This is a genomic window from Natrinema sp. H-ect4, from assembly GCF_041894845.1.
Classification (GTDB): Archaea; Halobacteriota; Halobacteria; order Halobacteriales; family Natrialbaceae; genus Natrinema.
Genome location: NZ_JBHDYC010000001.1, coordinates 1 through 22,346 on the forward strand (window position 1 = coordinate 1; position 22,346 = coordinate 22,346).

A 22,346-nucleotide genomic window follows, 5' to 3' on the forward strand; every position below is an offset into this window, starting at 1 on the left:
CTCGTGACGGGACCAACGTATTTCACCTCGGAGCGCGTACCACGGTAGCATGAGGTTTGTCATCGTTGGTTACGGTCGGGTCGGTTCGCGGACGGCGACGATCCTCGCGGAGGAGGGTCACGAGGTCCGCATCGTCGACGACGACACGGACCGGATCGAACGCGCCACTACCGACGGGTTCGAGACGGTACACGGCGACGGCGCTGACGAAGACGTCCTCGTCGACGCCGGGATCGAAACCGCGGATGCGATCGGCGCGTTCACGCCCGATCTCAACGCCAACTTCGCCGCGTGTATGGTCGGGACCCACCACGGCTGTCGGACCGTTCTCCGGATCGACGAGGACTACCGCGAGGACATCTACGAGAAGTACGCCGAGGAGGTCGACGAGATTATCTACCCCGAACGGCTCGGTGCTGCGGGCGCGAAGACCGCCCTGCTGGGCGGTGACTTCAATGTTGTCGCCGATCTCGCCGAGAACCTCCAGTTGACCGTCCTCGAGATTCGGGACGGATCGCCGGCGGTCGGCAAACGAATGAGCGAACTCGAGTTGCCAGAATCCGCACGGATCTACGCCCACGGTCGCGCTCGAGAACCGCTGACGATCCCGCTCCCGGGGACCGAACTCGAGGCCGGAGACGAGGTCGCGGTCATCACCGACGCGGATCGCGCCGAGGAGGTTCGGTCGACGTTGTCGCCCGCAAACGCCTAAGCCGGGTCGTCTCCGGGCTCGAGTCGGTCCTCGAACCAGCCGCTGTGACTCGATCAGGCTGGTCGACGCGATAAAAGGGGGAGAGAAACGGGAGCAGGCGCGCAGGCGGATGGGGGAGGGGTGGGGAGGCCGCCTCGCGCCTGTTCCTTCCGTCGCGACGGTGCCCAATAAAACCGCGTCAGACGATCGACTGACGAGGGTCAGACGGACCGCTATCAGCTGGTTTCGGTGCGCCCGAATGACGGTCGCGATCCGCCGGACACCCGGTGCGGAAATCCGTCTCAGACGGCGCTCTCGGCGGGAGCTGTAAACCGGACTCGTCAGGGTCGGCCAACGATCCCGGCTCGCTCACTGCCGGCCGACGATAGCGGCTCAGTCGTCGCTTTCGCCCTCGTCCTCGAGGCGGAAGACGAGGACGTTCTGGTGGACCATCGAGGGGACGAATGAGAACGGATAGCCGTAGACGTGGAGGTCCTTCGTGGGGTCATACCAGATCAGGTTCGCCGCGAGGGTCAGCGGTGCGGTCGACTCGATCGCCCGCGCGAGATCCGCCGAAAGGAACTCGTAGGACTGTTCGCGGTACATGTCGCCGATGAAGACGACGACGTGACCGTCCGGCGCGACGGCGTCGGTGAACTGGTCGAACTTGCCCGCCATATCGTCGAGCCACTCGGCTTTCGTCTGTCGATCGTCGGGATCCGTCTCTGAATCGGCGTCGGCGGTTGCATCGCGACCGTCGGTTTCGGCGTCTGAGGCGTCGGGAGCGCCGGTAGCGCTATCGAACGAGCCCAGTTTGCTCTCGCGCGTTTCGCGTTCGTTGCGCGTCTGCTCGAGTTCGTCCATGTGCCAGTAGGGGACATCAGTCAGCAGGAGGTCAACCGAGTCGTCGGGGACGCCGTCGATCAACTCGGCACAGTCGCCGTGTCGCATGTCCCCTTTGGCCAGCGGCGGCTCGCCGCGTGCGCGACGCTCCTCGTTCTCCCGCTCGAGGACTGTCTCGTAGATCTCGATCCATCGTCTGGTCCGCTCGAAGCCGATCGCTTCCCGAAGGCCGGTGCCCTCGTGTTCGCAGAAACTCGCGCCCAACAGGGTGCCGCCGACGCCCGCGAAGGGATCGAGGACGGTGTCGCCGGCCTTGCTGAACCGGCCGATCAGCTCCGCGCAGAGTCGCGGCGGTTTCTGGCCGCCGTGTTCGCTGCGCAGGTCGTGCTGGACGGCGGGCGGGTAGCCCTCGGGGATCACGGACTTCGTGGCGTACTTCCACTCCTTGCCCGTGAGGTCGTTCACCCGGTTGCGCTCGTCGTAGATCCCTCTGTCTTCGACGTAGCGCTGGTGATCCGCGAGGTCGTCGGTATCGATCACCTCGCCGTCCTCGACCGGGAGGGACTCCTCGCGCGCGCGATCGGCGTCGAACTCGCCGTCGTCGTCCGTGAACAGGCGGCTCTGGCGGTGTCGATCCCCGTCGTCTGCCATACCTCGAGTGCTCACTCGGATCGCTTAAACACCCGTGGCTCCGGTCGAATGGTCGGATCGATCGCCCCGTCCGCTTGCCCGCCGTTTTTCATGCTGCCCTTCGAATGGATCTGTTATCGATGGTACCCGTCGGCGATGTCGTCCTGTTCGGTCTCAGCATTCTCGCCCTGTGGATCGGAGCGCGGCTGCTCGTCACTGGTGCCTCGAGACTCGCCAGCGCGGCCGGCGTCTCCGCGCTCGTCGTCGGCCTCACGGTCGTGGCCTTCGGAACCTCCGCCCCCGAGGTCGTCGTTTCGACCGAGGCCGCACTCGAGGGTCAAGGCAACGTCTCGGTCGGGAACGTCGTCGGCTCGAACGTGTTCAACATCGGCGTGATTCTCGGCCTCGTCGCCGTCATTTCGCCGTTTCGCGTCGCGGAAACGCTGCTCCGCCGCGACGCGCTCGCGATGGCCGCATCGACGATCGTCGCGGCCGCCGTCCTCGCCAACGGCGTCGTTTCGCGGCTCGACGGCGCGATTCTGCTTGCACTGCTGGTCGGCTATCTGGGCGCGCTCGCCGTCGCGGTTCGAGGGGATACAGCTGGCAACGGTGATGAGGCCCGGCCAGAGGTGACCGGTGGAGCGACCGGTTCTCCCGACGGCCGGGACGAACGCGAGGTCCGATTCGGCCTCGAGGCCGGGCGCGTCCTCGCCGGCCTGCTCCTCGTGATTGTCGGCGGACGCGTGCTGGTCGACTCGGCGGTGGGACTCGCTCTCGCCGCCGGTATCTCGGAGTGGGCGATCGGCGCGACGGTCGTCGCGGCCGGGACCTCGATACCGGAACTCGTGACCTCCGTCGTGGCCGCCCGCGGGGACGACGTGAGCATCGCCGCGGGGAACGTCATCGGATCGAACGTCTTCAACGTCGTCGGCGTGCTGGGGATTGCCGCCGTCGTCAGACCGCTGACCGTCGACCCGGCCGTTTTCGTCGCGCTGGCGTGGCTGGCCGCACTGACTGCGTTCGCGACGGTCGTGCTCGCGACCGGGCGATGGCTGACGCGTCTCGAGGGCGTCGCTCTCGTCGTCCTCGGAGCGGGGTACTCGGTCGCGAGTTTGGTGTTCTAAGTCGCCGGCAGGACCGGATATCGGTTGATCGCGTCCCGTCGCGAGATACCGGTAACACGAGGGTTAGCGAGAGTCTTTGTCGTTCCGGGCCCTTCGTTCGCCTATGAACATGCTCGTCGACGGCGAGTGGCGAACCGACGCGTTCGAGTCGACCGACGACGACGGCTCGTTCGAGCGGCAGGAAACGACCTTCCGGAACGAGATTCGCGACGACCCGGACGCTCGATTCCAGCCCGAGGCGGGCCGGTACCACCTCTACGTCTCCTATGCCTGCCCGTGGGCCCACCGGACGCTGGTGACGCGTGCGCTGAAGGGGCTCGAGGACGCGATTTCCGTCTCGGTCGTCGACCCCTACCGCGACGAGGACGGCTGGCAGTTCACTCCCGAGAAGGCGGGCTGTACGCCGGATCACGTCCACGGCGCGGATTTCCTGCGTGAGTTGTACGTGCGCGCGGATCCGGACGCGACCTGTCGCGTGACGGTGCCGGTGCTCTGGGACAAACAGGAGGGCGCCATCGTCAACAACGAGTCCGAAGAGGTCATGCGGATGCTCGACACCGAATTTGACGAAATCGCCTCACGAGACGTGGACCTCTACCCTGAGGGGTATCGTGACGAGGTCGACCGGATTATCGACGAGATTTACGAGCCGATCAACAACGGCGTCTATCGCGCGGGCTTCGCGACGAAACAGGAGCCCTACGACGAGGCGGTCGACGACCTCTTTTCGGCGCTCGATCACTGGGACGAGGTGCTGGCGGATCAGCGCTATCTCGCCGGCGATCGGCTTACAGCGGCCGATATCGCGATGTTCACGACGCTCGTCCGATTCGACAACGTCTACCACACGCACTTCATGTGTAACGTCCAGTACGTCCGGGAGTACGACAACCTCTGGCCGTATCTGCGCGACCTCTATCAGACCGGCGTCGCCGACCGAAGGGAGGGGACGCCGAGTGAACGAACGAGCGTGGCGCAGACGGTGAACATGGACCACATCACGGAGCACTACTACACGACCCACCCCGACGTGAACCCGCACGGCATCGTCGCCCGCGGTCCCGACCTCGAGTTCGAAAAACCCCATGACCGCGACAAGCTTCCGGGCGGGCCGCCGTCCGACCTCGTCGCGGCCGCGAGCACCGACGACTAACGAGGGCTCGTCCTCGAGACGGAAACGGCGGCGTTAGGATTCGGCTGCCGTCTGGTCCGCGTCCGCGTCTGCCGGTTCGTCGTCTTCGGTCTCGGTGTCTTCAGCGGCGGCGTCTTCGGGTTCGGATTCGGCGGCTTCCTCACGGTCGGAACCGGTACGGCCGGATTCCTGTCGCCAGGTCTCGAAGCTGTGTTCGAACTCTTCCTCGGCGACGAACACTTTCCAGAGAATCCACACGGGGACGAGGACGGGGATCAACGGGAGAAGAACGATTAGGAGTACTGCGCCCATAATATAGCCGAACATGGACATCTGGGTGTTCGGCCCGTAGCCCGTCGAATCTGACACCTTAACTGACATGTGCGGTAATACGAACGTGTCGGTATTCGGTCTTTCGAATCCGTGAGTCGCCTCCGGCGACGAACGGCTCGAGGTCTCCCTTGCGACCGCCGGCGGATCAGGTCGTCTCGAGGTCGTCACGGCCGTCCGACTCGTCGCTCAGGACCGCCTCGGCGTCGTCTTGTGGCCGGTACTCGAGGGCTTGCATGGTCTCGGCGAGCGAGAGGAACCGCTCCGCGTTGTCGGAGATTCCGTGGGTGATCAGTGGTGACTCCGGAAGCGTTGCCGTCGCGGCCGCGTCGAGCAGCCGCCGACAGTCGCCGGGGCTGAGCCACATCGCGCGGGCGTAGCGCTCGCCGGCACCGTCGCGTTCGTCGCACACGTGGCGGAGTTCGTCCCGGGTGAGCAACCAGCCGATCCGGAGGTTTACCACCTCGAACCCGTGTCGCTTGGCGTAGTACGACCCCATCGCCTCGCCGAAGACCTTCGTGACGCCGTAGAAGGTGTCCGGATCGGTCGGATCGTCCGGCCGGACGATTTCGGGGCCCCCCACCGTCGACTCCGGCCGGATCGCCGAGACGGTGTTTCGCCTGTTGACCGCGTGGTTCGAACTCGCGAAGACCACCCGCCCGAGGTCGTTCTCGACTGCGGCCTCGAAGGCGTTGGCAAGGCCGTCGATGTTCGGCCCGCGCACCTCGTCCCACGACGCACGCGGCGAGGCGTTGGCCGCGAGGTGGATCAGCACGTCCTGGCCCTCGAGCGCGTCGACAAACGCCGCTCGGTCGGTGATCTCGAGCGGAGTCGTATCCAGATCCTCGGTCTCGCTGTGGGAAAAGAGCGTGAGGTCGTGATCGTGCTCCGAAAACGCGTCGATGGCTTCCCGGCCGACGTTCCCCGCCGCGCCGGTGATCGCGATGTTCGTCATACCCGAGAGACGGCAACGAGGCCAAAATAGGTCGGGCCAGCGCCTTCCGGCTAGTTGGGCGAGTCGGAACGGATTCCACGAGCATGAGGGCGCTGCGAGACGACACCACGCTGAAAGCCCCTTTCATTCCCGCCCGGCGGTGGAACGATCGGGTGGCCGAGACACGTTCGATGGCCAGTTGTTGTCCTACGGTTCGACGACGAGTTTGCCGACGCTCTCGCGATCTTGCATCGCCGCGAAGGCGTCGTCGGTGTCCTCGAGCGCGTACGTCCGATCGATTTCGGGGCGTAGTCGGCCGTCGGCGGCGAGTTCGACGAGCCGTCGGAGATCGTCCTGGGTACCCATCGTGGAGCCGACGATGCGCTTGTGGCCAAGAAAGAGGCTCGCCACGTCGATCGTGGATTCGCCGCCGGCCGTGCGGCCACAGATCGCCATCGTCCCGCCGCGGCGCATGACGGACTGGCCGAGTCCGGTGAACTCGCCGCCGAGGTGGTTGATCACCGCGTCCGGCGCGCCGATCGCCTCGACCTCGTTCCGGATCTCCTCGATATCGGTCGATCGAATTCCGTGATCGAGACCGAGTTCGCGGACCCGCTCGAGTTTCGTTGCCGACGAGGAGGTCCCAATCGTCTCTGCGCCGAAAACGTCTGCAAGCTGGATCGCGGCGACGCCGACGCCGCCCGTCGCGCCGGGGACGAAAACGAGGTCTCCGGGGCCGACCTCGGCCCGCCGGAGCATGTGGAACGCGGTCATGTACGCCGTCGGAATCGCGGCGGCCGTCGTCGCGTCCATCCCTTCGGGCAACGGAACGAGCCGATCAGCCTGCACGCTGGCGGTCTCGGCGAGGCCGCCGTGGAACAAGGAGAACCGCTCGCACATGTTCTCGGGCCCCTCGCGGCAGAATCGACAGGAGCCACAGGTCTCGTTCGGACAGAGAACGACCCTCTCGCCGGGCTCGAGACCGCGAACGCCGTCCCCGACTTCGCTCACGACGCCGGCCACGTCGAGGCCAGTGACGAACGGGAGGTCGTCGGCGTCGACCATCGCAGAATCCCCCTCGAGGATCCAGAGATCGTGACGGTTTATCGCGCAGGCCTCGACGTCCACCAGCGCCTCGTCGGGGCCGGGTTCGGAGTCGTCTCGTTCGATCACGCTCACTCCCTCGGGACCGATCAAGTCGGTGAAGGCTGCGGCTCGCATCGGTTTTCCGATCGGTCTCGAGGGCAAAGGCCCTAGGGAAGGCGGCACCGGGCCTTGCGGTCCGCCGGCCGCAGGCATTTTTCCCGGCCGGCTGTACGCGTTCCCGTGACAGCCCTCACGACGTGGGACATCGAACTTCGCGTGCCCGAAGACGCCGATCTGGACGCCGCCGGCGAATCCCGGACGATCGAGGTCCGCGAGGATCAGGCAATCCTCACGGCAGCCCGCGCTGCGGACATCTGGCTGTCGGCTGACTGCCAGCAGGGCTGGTGTATCACCTGTGGCGCGAAACTACTCTCCGGCGAGGTCGATCACAGCCAGGCCAAACGGTACTACCCGGAGGACGAGGCGGCCGGATTCGTCCTCACCTGCGTCGCGCGCCCCCGCTCGGATTGCGTCATTGAAGTCGAACGCTACGGCGAGTTGCTCAGACACCGCGCCGATCACGACAGACCGCCGGGCCGGTCGAAGCTCGGGTAAGGGGGCTCGAGTTTCGGCGGGCACTCGAGCCGTTGCGGCCGATCGAACCGCGAGTGAGACGGGGGCCGGAAACTGCCCGCCGAACGTTTTCCGCTCTGCCGCCGTAGGCACCCCCATGACGGAGCCGACGACACCGCAGTTCACCGGAATTCTGCTCTACGATGGTGATTGTCCGTTCTGTTCGGCGGCCTCGACCGCGATGCGCCAACTCGAGGCCGTCGGCGTCGTTCCATGGGCGGAGCCGGCCGCACAGGCGTTCCTCGAGAGGCAATTTGGCGAGACGCCGTTCGCACTGTTCTTCGCGGATATCGAGGCCGAGACGGTCTGGGCGGGCCGGGCGGCTGCGACCGAGTTGTGTGAGCGAGCCGGGATGCCGGTGCTCATCCGAGATATCGTCGACGAGAACTACGAGCGGGTCGCGGACGCCGTCCAGTCGGTTTCGGGGACTGACCGAGAGATCGATCCCTACCACGACGCGTATCCGCTGGCCGACGACGCCGCGGCGCTGTTCGATGAGCTCGCGGCCAGCGGCAGTCGAACGCACGTCCCGACGGGTTCGGGCTGAGTCCTCGCGAGCCGATCGTATCGTCGCCGTTCACTCCGACGACGGATTCGGCGCGGGCAGGGACCGAAGCTCCCGTGGCGGAACGAGGTAGTTCGCTCTGTTCGTGACGCTGATGTACTGGAGAATACCGCTGTTGAACATCGGGGTATCGAGATCGGTCCCGGTCATCGCTTTGCGGGTCTTCACGAAATCGTCGATCGAGCGCTGGAGCGAGAGGAAATGGGTGGCCGCCGTGTCGTCGTCAGTCGAGTCGAAGTCGCGCCGGAGGATGATCGGTTCGCCGTCTTCGCGAGCGCGAGCGGCCTTCTGGGCGTGGCCGACAGTTCCAGTGCCGGTCGAAGTCGGGTCGCCGCCGACATCGGTCACGCGACTCGAGTCGCCGAGATTGTGGCCGGCCCCCTCGACGAGATCCGCCGCGTTGTGGTTCGGCGAGAACATCTTGGAGACGCGCTGACCGCGGCTGTCCTGATTGTACCACTGATGCAGGTGCAACTGAATCTTCGAGAGGTGGATCGTCGTCCCGCCGGCGAACGGTCCCTCGTCGATCGTCACGCGGTCCTCGCTCGCCTGATTCTGCCTGAAGCCGGATTTAAACCCCATAAACATCGGCGCGTCGTCCGGAACTGGATCACCGTCGGGGATGCCGTGGACGCCGGACTGATTGTCGGCCGGGAGGCCGCGGCCGATGAACCCGGTTCTGCGGTCGCGCACCGCGAAGATCCCGTCGAACGTTCCCTCGACGTCGATCCCGTTGAGTTCCTCGAGTTCACCTTTGAGAGCCTCCTCGACGCTCAGGGTGACGTGACCGTAGTCGCTGGCTACCTGAAGCAAGGCGTCGTACTCGTCGAGTTCCGGATCGTCGAACGGCGTCAGTGACGTCGGCTCGGGCAGATCGATCCCCGCGAGGTCGGCGTCGAAGCGGTCGAAGTAGGCCGGGCCGTAGGCCATCGTGAACGCCAGTCCCTCGTTGCCGCGCTTGTACGCTTTCTCGAGCGTTCGGAACGCGGCCTCGAGTCGCTCGCGTTCGGCCGTCGCCTCGGCGGGACCGTCGCCGACGTACTCGAGGCCGAGCAGGAGGTGGTGTTCGGGTGGCCGAACGTTCCCGTCGTCGTCCGTCCCGAGGAACTCGTTCCATGCGTGCTGGCGATCCGGGAGCGCATCGGGGGCGAGCGTGGCCTGGGGCACGTCCTCGGTCTCCTCGCGCTGGAGGCAGGCGGACAGCGCGCTCGCACCGCCGATGGCGACGGCGCTGCGCACGAACGCGCGACGCGAGAGTCCGCGATCCGAACCGTTCATACACGACTCTCAGGGGTTGGCGACTAAGGATATTGCGGTCACACCGATTAGCCGGACGACGGACAGCCGACCGGTGGTTGTCGGGAGAGACCGACTGTCGACGCTACGTGGGTCGGTACGGCAGTCGCAAGCAAAGATTGATGCGTCGAGTTATGGGAGTCGATCGGTGGGATGTCCGACGAAAAACCACACGCGGCAGGGAACGTCGATGCGGGGGACACGAGCGAGCGCGTCGGAATGGCCGTGCTCCGCGAACGCGGGCTCGAGCCTGAGGAACTGCGCGAGAAATTGCTGGACGCGATCGGTGCCGAGTTCACGACGTACTACTACTACACGAACCTCCGAATGCACCTCGCTGGACACGAGGACTACAAGGAGATCACCGAGGACGCCCGCCTCGAGGACCGGGCGCACTTCGAACTCGTCGCGCCGCGAGTGTACGAACTCGGCGGCGCGCTGCCCAACGATATCAGGGAGTTCGCGGATCGCGCGTCCTGCCCGGACGCTGATATGCCGGTGGCGTACGAAACCGGGGAGTTCGACCTCGAGAACCTGACCGCCGAGAGCATCCTCGAAGTGTTGCTCGAAGCAGAGCGCTGTGCCATTCGAACGTGGTCGGAGATCTGCGACATGACCCACGGCGTCGACCCGCGGACCTACGACATGGCCCAGCGCATCCTGCAAGAAGAGATCGAACACGAGGCGTGGTTCGTCGAACTCCTTTCGATGGAGCGCGACGGCGAAATCAACCCGGCCGGCCATTTCGTCCGAGGGGAACCCGGCGACGCGCCGCTCTCGACGAACCGGCGGTTCAACGACAGCGCATAACCGCGCCGGTCGATCGGCTCGTCGAACGCCTGCGATGCGAGAGCCGATCGCGGCCGACGCGCCCATTATCGCCGTCGATATGCGTTTCCACCCTCCATCACGGAGCCGTCAGCAGGGCGACCGACGGACGGGTGACCGGTACAGCCATCCCCATGTGTGTACTACGGTATCTATGAACGTTGTCGAAGTGTTCGTCGAGATCAACGCGCCGCCCGACGTCGTCTGGGAGGCGCTGCTCGAGTTCGAATACTATCCGGAGTGGAACCCGGTCAGTCGAACCGTCGAGCGAATCGCGATCGACGGGACGGAGCGACGGGGTGAGTACCAGCCCGTCGATTCCCGTCGGTCCCTCGACGGGCCGATGATCGTCACCGTCGAGCCGTACAGACGGCTCGCCTGGCTCGAGCGGTTCGTTCTCCCGTTCGCGTTCGATCGCTACCACGAGTTTCACCTCGTGCCGATTGATGACGGGCGGCGGACGCGATTGCTACAGCGAGAGACGGTCAGAGGTGCGCTCGTCCCGCTGCTGTTCGACGAGGGGCGGGTCGAACGCGCGTTCGTCGCGATGAACGAGTCGATCGCGGCCCGTGCCGAACGACGGGCGAGTGCACCGGCGTAGCCGAGATGGGGTCTCCCGTCGGGACGGTTCATTCACGTTTTCGAGCGGCGGAGAGGAGAAAATACTTATATTCCGGTTGACAATCCGGGATCGATCCGACTGCTCCGTATGACTGGCGACCGATCGACACTCACGACTGCCGACGGCGAGTCGACGACGCTTGCGTCGCTTCGCGCGTTCGGTCGGTCGCGACTCGGGATCGATCCCCGCGCACTGGCTGCGTTCCGGATCGGACTGGGGCTCGTCGTCCTCTGTGATCTCCTCTTCCTCCGCGTTCCGGGGCTGGTACCCTTCTACACCGACGAGGGCGTCCTCCCCCGGTCCGCCCTCGCGGAGGCATCTCCGACGCTCGCGACGTGGTCCCTGCACGCCCTCTCTGGCTCGGTGTGGCTACAGGCCTTGCTGGTCGCGATCGCGGGTGGTGCCGCCGCGTGCCTTCTGGTCGGCTACCGGCACCGACTCGCGGCGGTCGTCTCGGCACTCCTCCTCGCGTCGCTGTTCGCCCGCAATCCGTATCTCGTTAACGGCGGCGATACGATCCTCCTCTCCCTGCTCGTCCTCGCAGCGACGCTCCCGCTCGAGCGGCGCTGGTCGCTTCGCCCGCGTCGCTTCGCGAACAAACGTTCAGATCCCATCGACTCGCGAGACGACCCGCGCGTCGTTTCGGCGGCGACTGCGACCGTTCTCCTCCACGTCGCGGTGATCTACCTGCTCAACGCCGTCCTCAAGTTCCGAAGCGACGCCTGGATGAGCGCCACGGCGGTCAGGCGTATCTTCCATCTTCAGGATTTCGTCTTCCTGCTCGGCCCGACCGCCGCGGAGTATCCGGCGTTGCTCACTGCGGTCAACTGGCTCTGGATCGCCGTTCTGTCGATGTCGCCGCTGCTCGTGCTCGCGACCGGCCGGCTCCGGATCGCGACCGTCGGCGCGTTCGTCGGCGCACACCTCGGGATGGCGGCGACGATGCGCTTGGGTGCCTTTCCGTTCGTAATGATCGCCGCCCTGCTGTTGTTCCTCCCCCCGCAGCTCTGGGATCCCATCGACGAGTTCGTGTCGCGGACCGCGTCGGGCCGCCGTCTCGAGGCGCTCGCAACGTCACGGGACGAAGGCGGAACTGGTCCGCGTGATTTCCTGGGCGCGCCCCGGGTCCGGCGCGGGATTCGACTCGGGACGACGGTACTGTTCGCCTGCGTTCTCCTCTCCGTGGTGAGCTGGCAGGTGACCGCGGCCGGCCTCGTCGATACCGGGCCGACCCCGGGCGGTGAGAAACTGGGTAGTGCGAGCTGGGCCTTTTTCGCACCCGATCCGCCGGACGAGTACAGCTGGTACGTCGTCGAGGCCGAGCGCGAATCGGGCGCCCCGATCGATCTCGTCGACGGCGGGACGGTCGATTTCGACCGCCCGCCGGACGCCATGGATCGGTATCCGTCGGCGCTCTGGAAGCGCTACGGAACGAAGTTGCGCGGCGGCAGTGGAGACGCCCACCTCGATCCCGCGGCGGCGTACTTCTGTGACCGCGCCCCCGACGACATCGAGTCGGTAACCATCTACCGCGTCGATCAGTCGGTCGACGCGGACGGCCCGGTCGGTGAACCGGTTCCCAACGAGCGGATCTCGGCGTCCTGCTGAGGTGTCCTGGAACGGGTCGTCCACCTTCCACAGCCCCGCCGACTGGACCACTGTCCCGACGGACCTCGAGACCGCAGACGTCCGCAGGTTCAAGTACGGACGGGCGGCCAGAGTCGCTGTGACCCGTCACACAGTTCCCCGCTCGAGCCTCGAGCGGACCGACTCGACCACGGCAAACAGGGTGGACGATGGGGCATAGGGCGCTCGTCGCCTACCGCCGACCGGATCGGCTCTACGACCTGCGGTACAGCCACTGGGGCGGCGAGACGCTGTCGCTGGTCGACGAGATCGCGTCCACAACGCCGCTGGCCGACGGCTCGGTTGCGGGGCCCCTGGTGGCGGACTCGATCAGCCGCGATCGAATCCTGACGGATCATCTCGATCCCTGCGTCCACGAGGCGCTGTATCTGGTCAATCCGGCTGCCGACTACGCGGTCGACGCCTATCGGGTCTGCTGGCTCGAGTGGGGCGACGGCCGCGACGTCGGTCGAGGTGCGATCATCGAAGCCGATTCCGAGGACTCGGTCAGGCGCTGGTTTCGAGCGACCAAGACCGCACTGGCCGACGTCATCGAGATGGGGGCGCTCTCGCGGCGAGCCGCGCAGGCCTACCTCGAGGCCCGGGTCTGCGAGGAGTACGACGGAACGCTCTACACCTACGGCGAGCCGATCGATACCGAGTCCGGAACCGGGTACGAGCCCACGCCGGACCGCTGGCTCGAGGACCAAAACTGGTCCGATACCGAAAACTGCCTCGAGGACCGATCCGACCGCGGGGAACGGACGGACGACGGTGACTGGACAGACGACGGGGACCGGAGCGGGCCGTCGTAACTCACTCGCCGGCGGTCCAGCGAGCGTCCGCGAGCGTCCGCTGGACGACCTCGTTGCCGACGGCCTCGGCTAGCGTCTCGAACCCGGAGCGTTCGCCCCGGTCGCTCGCGTTCGCGACGAGCCGCGAGACGATGAACTCCGGCGTCGACCGGCCCACCGTGCCAAAGCGGGGCTGGTAATCGACGAGCAACTCGAGGTCAGGGTTTAGCCCCTCCGCGAAGATGCCGTCGACCCGCGCTTGCGGGGGCAGCGGCTCGAGGTCGTCCGCGAGGTGGGTGACGAAGACGCCAAGCGCCTCGCGGTCGACGGAGAGCGTGACCAGTCCGTGGAGCAGGTCCGCCGCGCTGCCCGGCTCCGTGATCGCCTCGAACTCGTCGACCAGCATGAGGGTGCGACCGCCCGACGAGAGCGGGGGGACGATCGATCGAAGCGTGGACTCGAGGACGCCGGCGTTGAAACTCGCGTGCCGGCGGTGGAAGACCAGCGAGTCGACGGCCGTCACCTCGGCTCGATCCGCGGGGACCGGCAGCCCCATCGTCGCCAGCAGGACGATCTGACACAGCGTCTCGAGCAGGGTCGTCTTCCCGCCGCTGTTCGCGCCCGTCAGGACGGCGACGCGCTGTTCGCCGGGGACCGCGTTCACACCGTCTGGAACGCTCGTGATACCGTGCTCGCCGAGCCCGTAGGTGACTGGCTGGACCGACTCGCCGTCTCGCGCGGCCAGCGTGAGGTTGCGCGCGTTGACGACGGAGACGGCCGCGTCTTCCCCCGTCACGAAAATGGGGCGAGTGCAATCGTACTCGAGCGCGAAGCGAGCCAGCGAGAGGTGAAGCGCTATGTCGTCGACCGCTTCGACCGCCTGATCGACGGCATCGCGGGCGTCCGCGAGCGTTTCCCGGAACTCGCTCGCGACGGTTTCCTCCCGCTCGTCGACCGCCGCCGTGAGATCGGTCCGCAACGTGCGCAACGTGTCCCCGACGAAATCGGTCGCATCCGCCGCGTCGGTCGGCATCGCGTCCCGAACCCGATCGATCGTCACGTCGGTCTCGCTCAACAGGCGGTCCTCGAAGGCCTGGCGGAAGGCCTCGACGTCGTGGACGCCTTCCGAACGAAGGTCCTCGATCAGCGCGAGGGCGTCGGCGTCCATGTCTTCGACCGCACCCAGCGCGTCCCGGAGACGGTCGAGTTCCTCGTCGGCATCCTCGCGGACTCGGCCGCCGTCTAACGCCGCCAGCGCGTCGGCGGCCGCCCCGAGCCGGTCGCGCTCGAGGTCGGCGATCGCGGCGAACGGCCCCGAATCGACGCCGGCTGCGAGCAACGCGAGCGCGGCCTCGACGGCCGCGTGCTCGCTCCCGGCACGCTCGTCGTAGCGTTCGTAGGCCGCGAGGACGGCCTTACGGTCGTCGTCGGCGAGGCCAGCCCAGGCGTCCCGGGCTGCAAGCACGTCGTCGAGGCGGTCGTCCATCGCCGCCCGGCTATCGAGGGGTGTCAGCACCCGAATTCGGTCCGCCGCGCGCTGCGTGACGGCGTGGTCGACCGCGAGGTCCAGCAGCTCCTTGTAGGCCGACCGCGCGTCGCTGGTCGCCAGAACGTCCATTCCCGCACCACCGGTCGCTCGGCGCAAGATCCGCGTCGCTCGCCCGCGGGCGAGCCCGGCGTCGGCGAGCGCCCGTACGTCCCCGCTTTCGATCGCCTGGATCGCCCGCTCGTGACCCAGCTCCTCGATCAACGTCTCCCGCGTCTTCGGGCCGACCCCCCAGTACTCCTCGAGTCGCATACGCTGTGAACTCGAGGCAACGCTCTTGAACGCTGTGTCTCGAGCGCCGCGATACTCGAGAACGGTCGACTTCACCGCCGTCAGGTCCCGATCACGAAACCTGTATTCAGAAAACCGATTGCTGGCATGTCTCTCCAAGCGCGGTGGCGAACGTTGCTCGCACCGACTATAGCAGTCACTGAAAGTCAGTTCATACCTGAATCACGTGACGGCAGTACGATCAGCGTGTGAGTCGTTTCAGCGACTACTATAACTGGCGCGATCGAACCTCTCCGAAAAATATCACCGCTGGAGTCACCGAGCGGTCACTCGTAGATTTTCCAGTCGCCGTCTTCCGTTCTGAGCTCGATCGTCATCTCGTTGGTCGTCGATTCGCCGTCCTGTTCCATCGTTATCTCGGCCCGGACCTCGGCAATGCTGTCCGTTTCATCGACGACTTCAGTCTCCTCGACCGTCATCTCCGTGTCCTCGAGATTGGACATCTCCTCTTCCGAAATCTCGCCGGATGGTGAGTCGGAGTGAAGAAGATCGTTGACAGTCGCTCTGTCCCCGTCGTTCGCTGCCTGATAGAACTTCTCGACCACTTCGTCTGGGCTATCGTTGAGAACGCCCATACAGCCGGCGAGTCCGGCCGTTGCCACAGCGGTCGCCCCCAGGAACTGTCGTCGTTGCATCGGTCTATATCAGAAACCATGATTGTTTATCTGTTTCGGCCAACTGTATCGATCTCGCTAAAATAGATGCCCCTCACTACTGGAGTTGTGTTTTGTTCGCGCTGAGAATGGGCGAACGAACGCTCGGCGGACTGAGCTGGTGCGATCCCGTCAGTTCCGTCTCGAGACGCCGATAGCAACGATTCATCGAGCGCCGTCGGACAGAAAGACTACTGTCACGCAATTTCTCGATCAATATGCACGATTGTGGATACAATTCACATTTAGAGGGAGTCGAAGAAGCACAAACACGGGGATTTTTATCGGCTCGATGCCCTACTGACTCCTATGACTGATGGGCGGGGCGAAACTCCCCGGCGAACAGGAATGACCGAAAAGTGCGGCGTCGTCGGCGTCTCACTTGACGGTCGGGACGCGGCGCGACCGTTGTACTACGCGCTCTACGCACTCCAGCATCGCGGGCAAGAGTCCGCAGGAATCGTTACCCACGACGGCTTTCAGCAGCACAGCCATGTCGAGATGGGGCTCGTGGGCGACGCGTTCGGCGAGGACGATCTCGATGCGCTCAACGGATCGGCAGGAATCGGGCACGTTCGGTATCCGACTGCCGGCTCGGTCGACTCCTCCTGTGCACAGCCGTTCTCTGTCTCGTTCAAGAGCGGTTCGCTCGGCCTTTCGCACAACGGCAACCTCGTCAACGCCGACGAGATCCGCGACGAACTCGCCGCCGCGGGCCACGCGTTCACCAGCGACGGCGACACCGAGGTCATCGCCCACGACCTCGCGCGCAACCTCCTCGAGGAGGACCTTGTCCGCGCCGTCAAGCGGACGATGGGGCGGATCCACGGCTCGTACTCGCTGACGATCACCCACGACGACACCGTTCTCGGCGTCCGCGATCCGCAGGGGAACCGCCCGCTGTGTATCGGGAAACTCGAGGACGGCTACATTCTCGCGTCGGAGTCGGCGGCGATCGACACGTTAGACGGTGAACTCGTCCGGGATGTCCGTCCGGGTGAACTCGTCGTCCTGCAGGAAGACGGCGACGGCTTCGACTCCTACCAGCTCGTCGAACAGGAGAACACCGCCCACTGCTTTTTCGAACACGTCTACTTCGCGCGCCCCGACAGCGTCATCGACGACACGCTCGTCTACGAGGCCCGCCGCAATCTCGGCCGGAAGCTCTGGTCGGAAAGCGGCGTCGAGACCGACGTCGTGATGCCCGTCCCCGACTCCGGGCGGGCCTTTGCCTCGGGCTACGCCGACGCCGCGAGCGAGACGACCGCCGACGGCGAGCCGCGAGCCGCGGAAGACGACGGCGTCGAGTTCGCCGAGGGGCTGATGAAAAATCGATACGTCGGTCGGACGTTCATCATGCCGACCCAGGACGAGCGCGAGCGCGCGGTGCGGCTCAAGCTCAACCCGATCAAATCCACGATCGAGGGCAAGACCGTCACCGTCATTGACGACAGCATCGTCCGCGGGACCACCTCGACACAGCTCGTCCAGCTGCTCAAGGACTGCGGGGCCGAGGAAGTCCACGTCCGCATCGGCGCGCCGGCCATCGTCGCCCCCTGCTACATGGGCATCGACATGGCCACCCGCGAGGAGCTCATCGCAGCCGACAAATCGACCGCCGAAATCCGCGACGAGATCGACGCCGACAGTCTCGCCTACCTCTCGACCGACGCCGTCGCCGACGTGCTCGAGAAGGATCGACTCGACCTCTGTCTGGGCTGCGTGACCGGCGAGTACCCCTACGATATCGAGGGCGAGGAGACCGACCGCGACGTGAGCCGGCCCGATGTGGGCGGGACGCAGTTGCCCGCGGACGACTAACGAAATTTTACTCTGTCGTTCGAGAGAGCGAAGCTCTCTCGTGATGACGAAAGACGCAAAGGCGTCTTTCGAACCACGGTCTATCGGGCTGGCAGCTTTGCCGCACAGCGCGATGTCCCTCGGTAAAATTTCGATCAAAAGCACTCCTCTCTCCCCTCCATTCACTTCGTTCATTCCGGGTCGGTCGTCGGCCCGCTCGCTCACCCTTCGGGTTCACTCGCGGATGCAACTGGTGTCCGCGTTCCGCCAATCACACTGATTACCCCTGGAACGCTTCGGCGAACTCCGTCGGGAGCGTTCCGATCTCGATCCCCCAGGCAATCGGCAGCCAGCCCACCGCGACCAGGGTGATCAGGACGATCCCGATGACGTTGAGCCCGACGCCGATCTTGGCCATCTGCGGCAGCGTGATGTAGCCGCTGCCGAAAACGATCGCATTGGGTGGGGTCGCGACTGGGAGCATGAACGCGAAGGAGGCCGCGGTCGCGCCGGCGATCATGAGTCCGAATGGGTGGACGCCGATTCCGACCGCGACGCCGGCGAGAATGGGCATCAACATCGCCGTCGTCGCCGTGTTCGAGGTGACCTCCGTCAGGAAGATGGTCATCACGACCACGGCGAACAGGACGGCGATCATCGGGACGCCGCCGAGCAACTCGAGGCGCTCGCCGATCCAGGCCGCGAGCCCGGTGTCACCGAAGCCGCTGGCGATCGCGAGGCCGCCGCCGAAAAGGAGGATAACGCCCCACGGGGTGTCGACGGCGGTCGTCCAGTCGAGCAGGAAGGTGTGGTCGCCGTATTCGGTCTCCGTCGGCAGGGTGAACAGGACCATCGCGCCGCCGATGGCCACGATCGTATCGGCGTCCTCCGGCGAGTACGCTTTCCCGTCAGTCCCGACGCAACGGTCCGAACCGGGACGCCGCGAGACCGCCCTCGTCGACGAGCTACCGCAGACAGGCCGCCACGACCTCGAGCATCGCCTCGCCGCGGACCTCGTCGGCGAACAGCGGGACGCGCCGAACCTCGGTACCGCGGAAGAGATCCTGCGCCTCCGACAGGGCGTTCTGCTGGACGTCCCAGCGCCGCTGGCAAAACGCGCAGTCGTCGAGGTTCGGCTGCAGGAACTCGCCGTCGACGTCGTCGGTGACGTTCGACAGCGGCTCCATCACTCGGTTGACGACGACGGTGCCCACGGGGATCTCGAACTCCCGGAGTTGCTGGCGCAGGCGCTTCGACTCGAAGACGCTCATCTCCTCGGGGACCATAACGATCCGGAAGTCCGTCCGCGCGGGATCGCGCAGGGCCGCCCGCAGGCGCTCGATGCGTTCGCGTAACACGTCCAGATCCTCGAGGTCGCCCTCGTCAGCGTTCTCGCCCCCGCCGAACATCCCCTTGACGCCGTCGATCATCCCGCCGATTTGCTGGCGGAATTTGACGAGTCGGCCCATCATCGTGTCCATGATCTCGGGCAACTGGAGCAGTCGGAGGGTATGGCCCGTCGGTGCCGTGTCGACGATCACGCGCTCGAACCGGTCGTCGTCCATGTACTCGAGCAGGAGCTGCATCGCGGCGGCCTCGTCGGCCCCCGGCATCGCGCCGCCGAAGAGGGCGTCCATCGGCGACTCGCCGCCGAGCATCTCGCCGAGGCCGCCGAGCGGACCGCCATCGCCGCCAGCGCCACCGGGGAACGGGGAGCCGCCGGCGTCATCGCCGCCAAAGGGCGATCCCTCGTCGGATCCAGGCCCGGGTCCCGAATTCGCGTCCGTACTCGCGCTCGAGCCCCCGAAGGGAGTCTCGCCCTCCTCGATCGCGGCCTCGGGATCGATCTCGGCCGCGTAGAGGGGGATATCGTCGCGGATCCGTTCGGGGTCGGCCGGGATGTCGGTCTCGAAGGTGTCCGAGAGCGAGTGCGCCGGGTCGGTCGAGACGACCAGCGTCCGGGTGCCGCCGCGGGCGCTGTCGAGCGCCGTCGCGGCTGCCATCGTCGTCTTCCCGACGCCGCCTTTGCCGCCGTAGAGGACGTACTCGGGGCCGTCGATCGGCTCGTCCGACGGCTCGACGTCGATCGTCTCGCGTTCGTCCAGTTCCGCGTCGTCGACTGACTCCGTCGGCGTCACCTCGATGGTGTGTGCGTCATCGTCACTGTCCTGTCCCGTCGCCTCGGCTTCCTCGTCGACCGGTTCGACGTCGATGCCACTCATACGGCTCGTTTCCCCGTCCCAACACGAGTATTCGTCGGTCTCGACTCCCGATCGGTGGCGAGACCACCGCGCTCACTCCGTCGGCGTCCCCGAAACCGACGACTCGTCGCCGGTAACGGCGTCGCGGAGCGCCAGCGCGAGCGGCACGGCCCACAGCGTGGCGTATAGCGCTTGCGTAAACGGGTTCGAGAGCAACGAGTAGCGAAGCCTCGCCCAGTGGCTCTCGAAGGGCACGGCCTGCCAGGCCGCGCGAGAGGACCGGACGCTGTAGTACGCCCAGACGACGGCGTTGCAGGCGACGAGAGCCACAAGGAGCGGGGAAAGGGAGAGCCATCCGGCCACGGTCGCCAGTGCAACCACCAGCCCGACCGGGATTCCGACGACGTTCGTGACCGCGAGCAGGTGCGTCAGACCGGTTCCGGTCACGAACCGGAGTCGATCGAACGCTGACCAGTTCGGCGCTCGAAGGCGTCGATACGGCTCTGCAACCTGCCGTCGTTTCTCACCGACCCACTCGTGGATACTCGACGGACAGCGCTTCTGGACGTACCGATTCAGGACACCAAGCGAATACCCTCGCCGGAACGCCGCCGCGTCGAGCGCCATCGATCCGGTCGCGCCGTCGCGTCGCCAGTCCTCGAGGTCGGCCAGCACGTCGGCCGGCAGGAAGTATCCCTCGCCGAGCAATCGGTACGGTCCGGTGCTCGAGTTCGCGAACAGCAGGTCCGAGTGAATCGCGCTACCCGCGGACTCGAGCAGCGGAAGGAGCCCGTCGTCGACGTTCCCGGCGGTTCGTTTCGCCTGAACGATATCGTACTCCTCGAGGCCGGCGACGGCGAGTTCGAACGTGTCGACGGGGAGCTGCGTGCCCGAGTTGACGACGGTGACGATATCGTCGTCATCGACCGAGAGCGTCGCGACCGTCTCGGCTATCGTGGCTGCGACGACTCGAGTGCCGCCGCAGTCGGTCCGCGTCCGGTCGCCCGTCGTCTGATCGGCCGCACGCACTGCGTCGTCGGGCTCGACGAGCTCGACTGTCAGACCGTTCGCCCGGCCCGACTCGAGGGCGTCGGTCAGCTCGGCCACAGCGGGTTCGCCGGGCCCGGTGATGACGGAGAGAAAAACGCGGCCAGCGGGATAGCTCTGTTCCGCGATCGACGCGAGCGTCTCCTCGAGCGCTTCGTTTCGGTTACCGGAGACGGGCACGAGGACGTGAATTCGCCGCTGCGTGGTCGCTGGCAGCCGACACTGGGGCCCGGGACCGGGGTCATGGGCGGGGTCGACAGTCGACATCGGCACCGCTGCGAGACGCTGATCGCCGTTAGCCCGAGATCGCTGGGGACGGGGCGCGGAGTCGCCCCTTGATTCCGCGAGCACGCGTCCGAGCGTCCGTTCGTCGACCGCGTTGAGCGGCCGACGGGCGAACAGCCCCACGAGCCCACAACTGACGACGAAATAGCCGATCTGGCTCGCGACGAACGCGGCGACGACGGCCTCGAGCAACATGACTCACCGGCTGGACGGCCTAGCCGCGTATTTGTATTGTGGCCGGACTGCGCGTTACTCGAAGTACGCCGCCAGCCGCTCGGCCGCCTCCTCGACGCGCGGCGTGACGAGTGCGAATCGAAGCCACTCCGTCCGCGACTCGCCGAAGGCCTCGCCGGGCATGCCGGCCACGCCGGCCTCGTCGATCAGTCGCTCGACGTTCGCGACCGTCCCCGGATACCCCTCGAAGCGAGCCATCACGTAGAACGATCCCCTCGGCGTGGTGTACGCCGCGCCCGCAGCCTCGAGCGCGTCGGTGAACGTCTCGACGCGCTCGCGGAGCCGCTCTCGGTTGCGCTCGTAGTAAGCCGGTTCCGTCTCGCGCAGCGCCTGCAGGACAGCGAACTGGCCGGGACGGGTGGTGGCGACGTTGACCAGCATGTGTCGGCTCTTCGCGTTCGCGACGAGTTCCGGCGGGAAGATCGCGTAGCCGACCCGGGCTCCGGTGATCGCCATCGACTTCGAAAACGCGTTGGTGACGATCCGGTGGGCCGAATCGGTCTCGAGCGCGCTGGCGAACGCCCCCGAGAGGTCGTAGTGGTCGTACACCTCGTCGCTGATCAGGACGGCGTCGTCCGTCTCGGCGATGGCGACGAGTTCCCGCATCGTCTCCGCGGGGTAGACAGCACCAGTCGGGTTGTTCGGCGTATTGACAACGATCGCGGCCGTCTCCTCGCTCGCGGCCGCGCGGACATCATCAGGATCCAGTTGCCCCTCCTCGTCCGTCGCGACGAAGCGCTGCGTTCCGCCCAGCATCGTCGTCTTTCCCGGGTAGTAGGGGTAGACGGGGTCAGTCAGCAGGATCTCGCTCCCGCGCTCGCGCTCGAGGGCCCGCGCCATCGCGAGGTAGTTCGCCTCGCCCGCGCCGTTGGTGACGACGATCTGATCGGCATCGACGCCGCGGCGTGCTGCGATCTCCTCGCGCAACTCCAGTAGCCCCTCGCTGGGCGGGTACTGAAACCGGTCTGGCTCGAGGTCGGCGTACTCTCGAAGCCCCTCCCGGAGCGCCTCGGGGGGCTCCCAGTCGGGGTTCCCGCTCACCATGTCGATGACGTCGCGCTCCGCGGCGTCCGCGTACTCCATCACGCGGAAGAACAGCGGCGTCTCGTAGTTCATGTGCGACGGTATAGCGTCGGCTGCAGTCAGTGTGGCGAT

Annotated in this window: 20 protein-coding genes and 1 pseudogene; 10 read left to right on the forward strand and 11 right to left on the reverse strand. The window is 66.2% G+C overall.

Features of this window, described 5'->3' with window-relative positions:
- The first annotated feature begins 49 nt into the window (after positions 1–49).
- Complete coding sequence (locus ACEWFR_RS00005) at positions 50–712, forward strand: TrkA family potassium uptake protein (protein ID WP_374059121.1); 663 nt, start codon at positions 50–52, stop codon at positions 710–712.
- Positions 713–1,084: 372 nt separating this feature from the next.
- Here the strand turns inward: ACEWFR_RS00005 and ACEWFR_RS00010 are convergent, their stop codons facing one another.
- Positions 1,085–2,185 carry a DNA methyltransferase gene (locus tag ACEWFR_RS00010; RefSeq protein ID WP_374059122.1) on the reverse strand — a complete coding sequence of 367 codons (1,101 nt, stop codon included), beginning with the start codon at positions 2,183–2,185 and terminating at the stop codon, positions 1,085–1,087.
- A gap of 119 nt (positions 2,186–2,304) precedes the next feature.
- Between ACEWFR_RS00010 and ACEWFR_RS00015 the strand changes: the two genes are divergently transcribed.
- Both ACEWFR_RS00015 and ACEWFR_RS00020 read left to right on the forward strand, forming a co-directional pair.
- Entirely contained in the window at positions 2,305–3,288 is a 984-nt protein-coding gene (locus tag ACEWFR_RS00015; RefSeq protein ID WP_374059123.1) for a calcium/sodium antiporter, read from the forward strand.
- Between the two features lie 103 nt (positions 3,289–3,391).
- Complete coding sequence (locus tag ACEWFR_RS00020) at positions 3,392–4,441, forward strand: glutathione S-transferase family protein (RefSeq protein WP_374059124.1); 1,050 nt, start codon at positions 3,392–3,394, stop codon at positions 4,439–4,441.
- A 33-nt stretch (positions 4,442–4,474) separates the two neighbouring features.
- Here the strand turns inward: ACEWFR_RS00020 and ACEWFR_RS00025 are convergent, their stop codons facing one another.
- The 3 genes from ACEWFR_RS00025 to ACEWFR_RS00035 all read right to left on the reverse strand — a co-directional run bounded on the left by ACEWFR_RS00025 (position 4,475) and on the right by ACEWFR_RS00035 (position 6,905).
- The gene (locus tag ACEWFR_RS00025) at positions 4,475–4,801 is read right to left on the reverse strand and encodes a hypothetical protein (RefSeq protein ID WP_374059125.1); all 327 of its coding nucleotides are present in this window, start codon (positions 4,799–4,801) and stop codon (positions 4,475–4,477) included.
- A 97-nt stretch (positions 4,802–4,898) separates the two neighbouring features.
- Complete coding sequence (locus ACEWFR_RS00030; RefSeq protein ID WP_374059126.1) at positions 4,899–5,705, reverse strand: NAD-dependent epimerase/dehydratase family protein; 807 nt, start codon at positions 5,703–5,705, stop codon at positions 4,899–4,901.
- A 186-nt stretch (positions 5,706–5,891) separates the two neighbouring features.
- Positions 5,892–6,905, reverse strand: a complete 1,014-nt coding sequence (locus ACEWFR_RS00035) for an alcohol dehydrogenase catalytic domain-containing protein (protein WP_374059127.1) — start codon at positions 6,903–6,905, stop codon at positions 5,892–5,894.
- 105 nt (positions 6,906–7,010) lie between these two features.
- Between ACEWFR_RS00035 and ACEWFR_RS00040 the strand changes: the two genes are divergently transcribed.
- Both ACEWFR_RS00040 and ACEWFR_RS00045 read left to right on the forward strand, forming a co-directional pair.
- Positions 7,011–7,385: a 2Fe-2S iron-sulfur cluster-binding protein gene (locus ACEWFR_RS00040; RefSeq protein ID WP_374059128.1), complete on the forward strand. Its 375-nt coding sequence runs from the start codon at positions 7,011–7,013 to the stop codon at positions 7,383–7,385.
- Positions 7,386–7,500: 115 nt separating this feature from the next.
- Positions 7,501–7,950, forward strand: coding sequence for a DUF393 domain-containing protein (locus tag ACEWFR_RS00045; protein ID WP_374059129.1), 450 nt, complete (start codon positions 7,501–7,503; stop codon positions 7,948–7,950).
- A 30-nt stretch (positions 7,951–7,980) separates the two neighbouring features.
- Here the strand turns inward: ACEWFR_RS00045 and ACEWFR_RS00050 are convergent, their stop codons facing one another.
- A complete protein-coding gene (locus ACEWFR_RS00050; RefSeq protein WP_374059130.1) occupies positions 7,981–9,246 on the reverse strand; it encodes a Tat pathway signal protein in 1,266 nt (421 codons plus the stop codon).
- Between the two features lie 171 nt (positions 9,247–9,417).
- Here ACEWFR_RS00050 and dps point away from each other — a divergent pair, with 171 nt between their 5' ends.
- From dps to ACEWFR_RS00070, 4 genes are all read left to right on the forward strand, one after another.
- A complete protein-coding gene (gene dps, locus ACEWFR_RS00055) occupies positions 9,418–10,074 on the forward strand; it encodes a DNA protection during starvation protein (protein ID WP_374059131.1) in 657 nt (218 codons plus the stop codon).
- A gap of 172 nt (positions 10,075–10,246) precedes the next feature.
- Complete coding sequence (locus ACEWFR_RS00060; protein ID WP_374059132.1) at positions 10,247–10,693, forward strand: SRPBCC family protein; 447 nt, start codon at positions 10,247–10,249, stop codon at positions 10,691–10,693.
- Between the two features lie 108 nt (positions 10,694–10,801).
- The gene (locus ACEWFR_RS00065) at positions 10,802–12,322 is read left to right on the forward strand and encodes an HTTM domain-containing protein (RefSeq protein ID WP_374059133.1); all 1,521 of its coding nucleotides are present in this window, start codon (positions 10,802–10,804) and stop codon (positions 12,320–12,322) included.
- A 188-nt stretch (positions 12,323–12,510) separates the two neighbouring features.
- Positions 12,511–13,155, forward strand: coding sequence for a DUF6735 family protein (locus ACEWFR_RS00070; protein WP_374059134.1), 645 nt, complete (start codon positions 12,511–12,513; stop codon positions 13,153–13,155).
- 1 nt (position 13,156) lies between these two features.
- On the opposite strand, the gene ACEWFR_RS00075 is transcribed toward ACEWFR_RS00070, so the two are convergent.
- Positions 13,157–14,932, reverse strand: coding sequence for a DNA mismatch repair protein (locus ACEWFR_RS00075; protein ID WP_374059135.1), 1,776 nt, complete (start codon positions 14,930–14,932; stop codon positions 13,157–13,159).
- 305 nt (positions 14,933–15,237) lie between these two features.
- The gene (locus ACEWFR_RS00080; protein ID WP_374059136.1) at positions 15,238–15,606 is read right to left on the reverse strand and encodes an NTF2-like N-terminal transpeptidase domain-containing protein; all 369 of its coding nucleotides are present in this window, start codon (positions 15,604–15,606) and stop codon (positions 15,238–15,240) included.
- A gap of 366 nt (positions 15,607–15,972) precedes the next feature.
- Between ACEWFR_RS00080 and purF the strand changes: the two genes are divergently transcribed.
- Entirely contained in the window at positions 15,973–17,445 is a 1,473-nt protein-coding gene (gene purF, locus ACEWFR_RS00085; protein WP_374059602.1) for an amidophosphoribosyltransferase, read from the forward strand.
- A 259-nt stretch (positions 17,446–17,704) separates the two neighbouring features.
- Here the strand turns inward: purF and ACEWFR_RS00090 are convergent.
- From ACEWFR_RS00090 to ACEWFR_RS00105, 4 genes and pseudogenes are all read right to left on the reverse strand, one after another.
- Positions 17,705–18,316 (reverse strand): annotated as a pseudogene (locus ACEWFR_RS00090) (SLC13 family permease); the annotation flags it as partial.
- A gap of 73 nt (positions 18,317–18,389) precedes the next feature.
- Positions 18,390–19,646, reverse strand: a complete 1,257-nt coding sequence (locus tag ACEWFR_RS00095) for an ArsA family ATPase (RefSeq protein ID WP_374059137.1) — start codon at positions 19,644–19,646, stop codon at positions 18,390–18,392.
- Positions 19,647–19,718: 72 nt separating this feature from the next.
- Positions 19,719–21,152 (reverse strand): glycosyltransferase family 2 protein, encoded by a 1,434-nt coding sequence (locus tag ACEWFR_RS00100; RefSeq protein WP_374059138.1) that lies wholly within the window; start codon positions 21,150–21,152, stop codon positions 19,719–19,721.
- Between the two features lie 54 nt (positions 21,153–21,206).
- On the reverse strand, positions 21,207–22,307 hold the full coding sequence (locus tag ACEWFR_RS00105; protein WP_374059139.1) for a pyridoxal phosphate-dependent aminotransferase: 1,101 nt from the start codon (positions 22,305–22,307) through the stop codon (positions 21,207–21,209).
- Positions 22,308–22,346 lie beyond the last annotated feature (39 nt).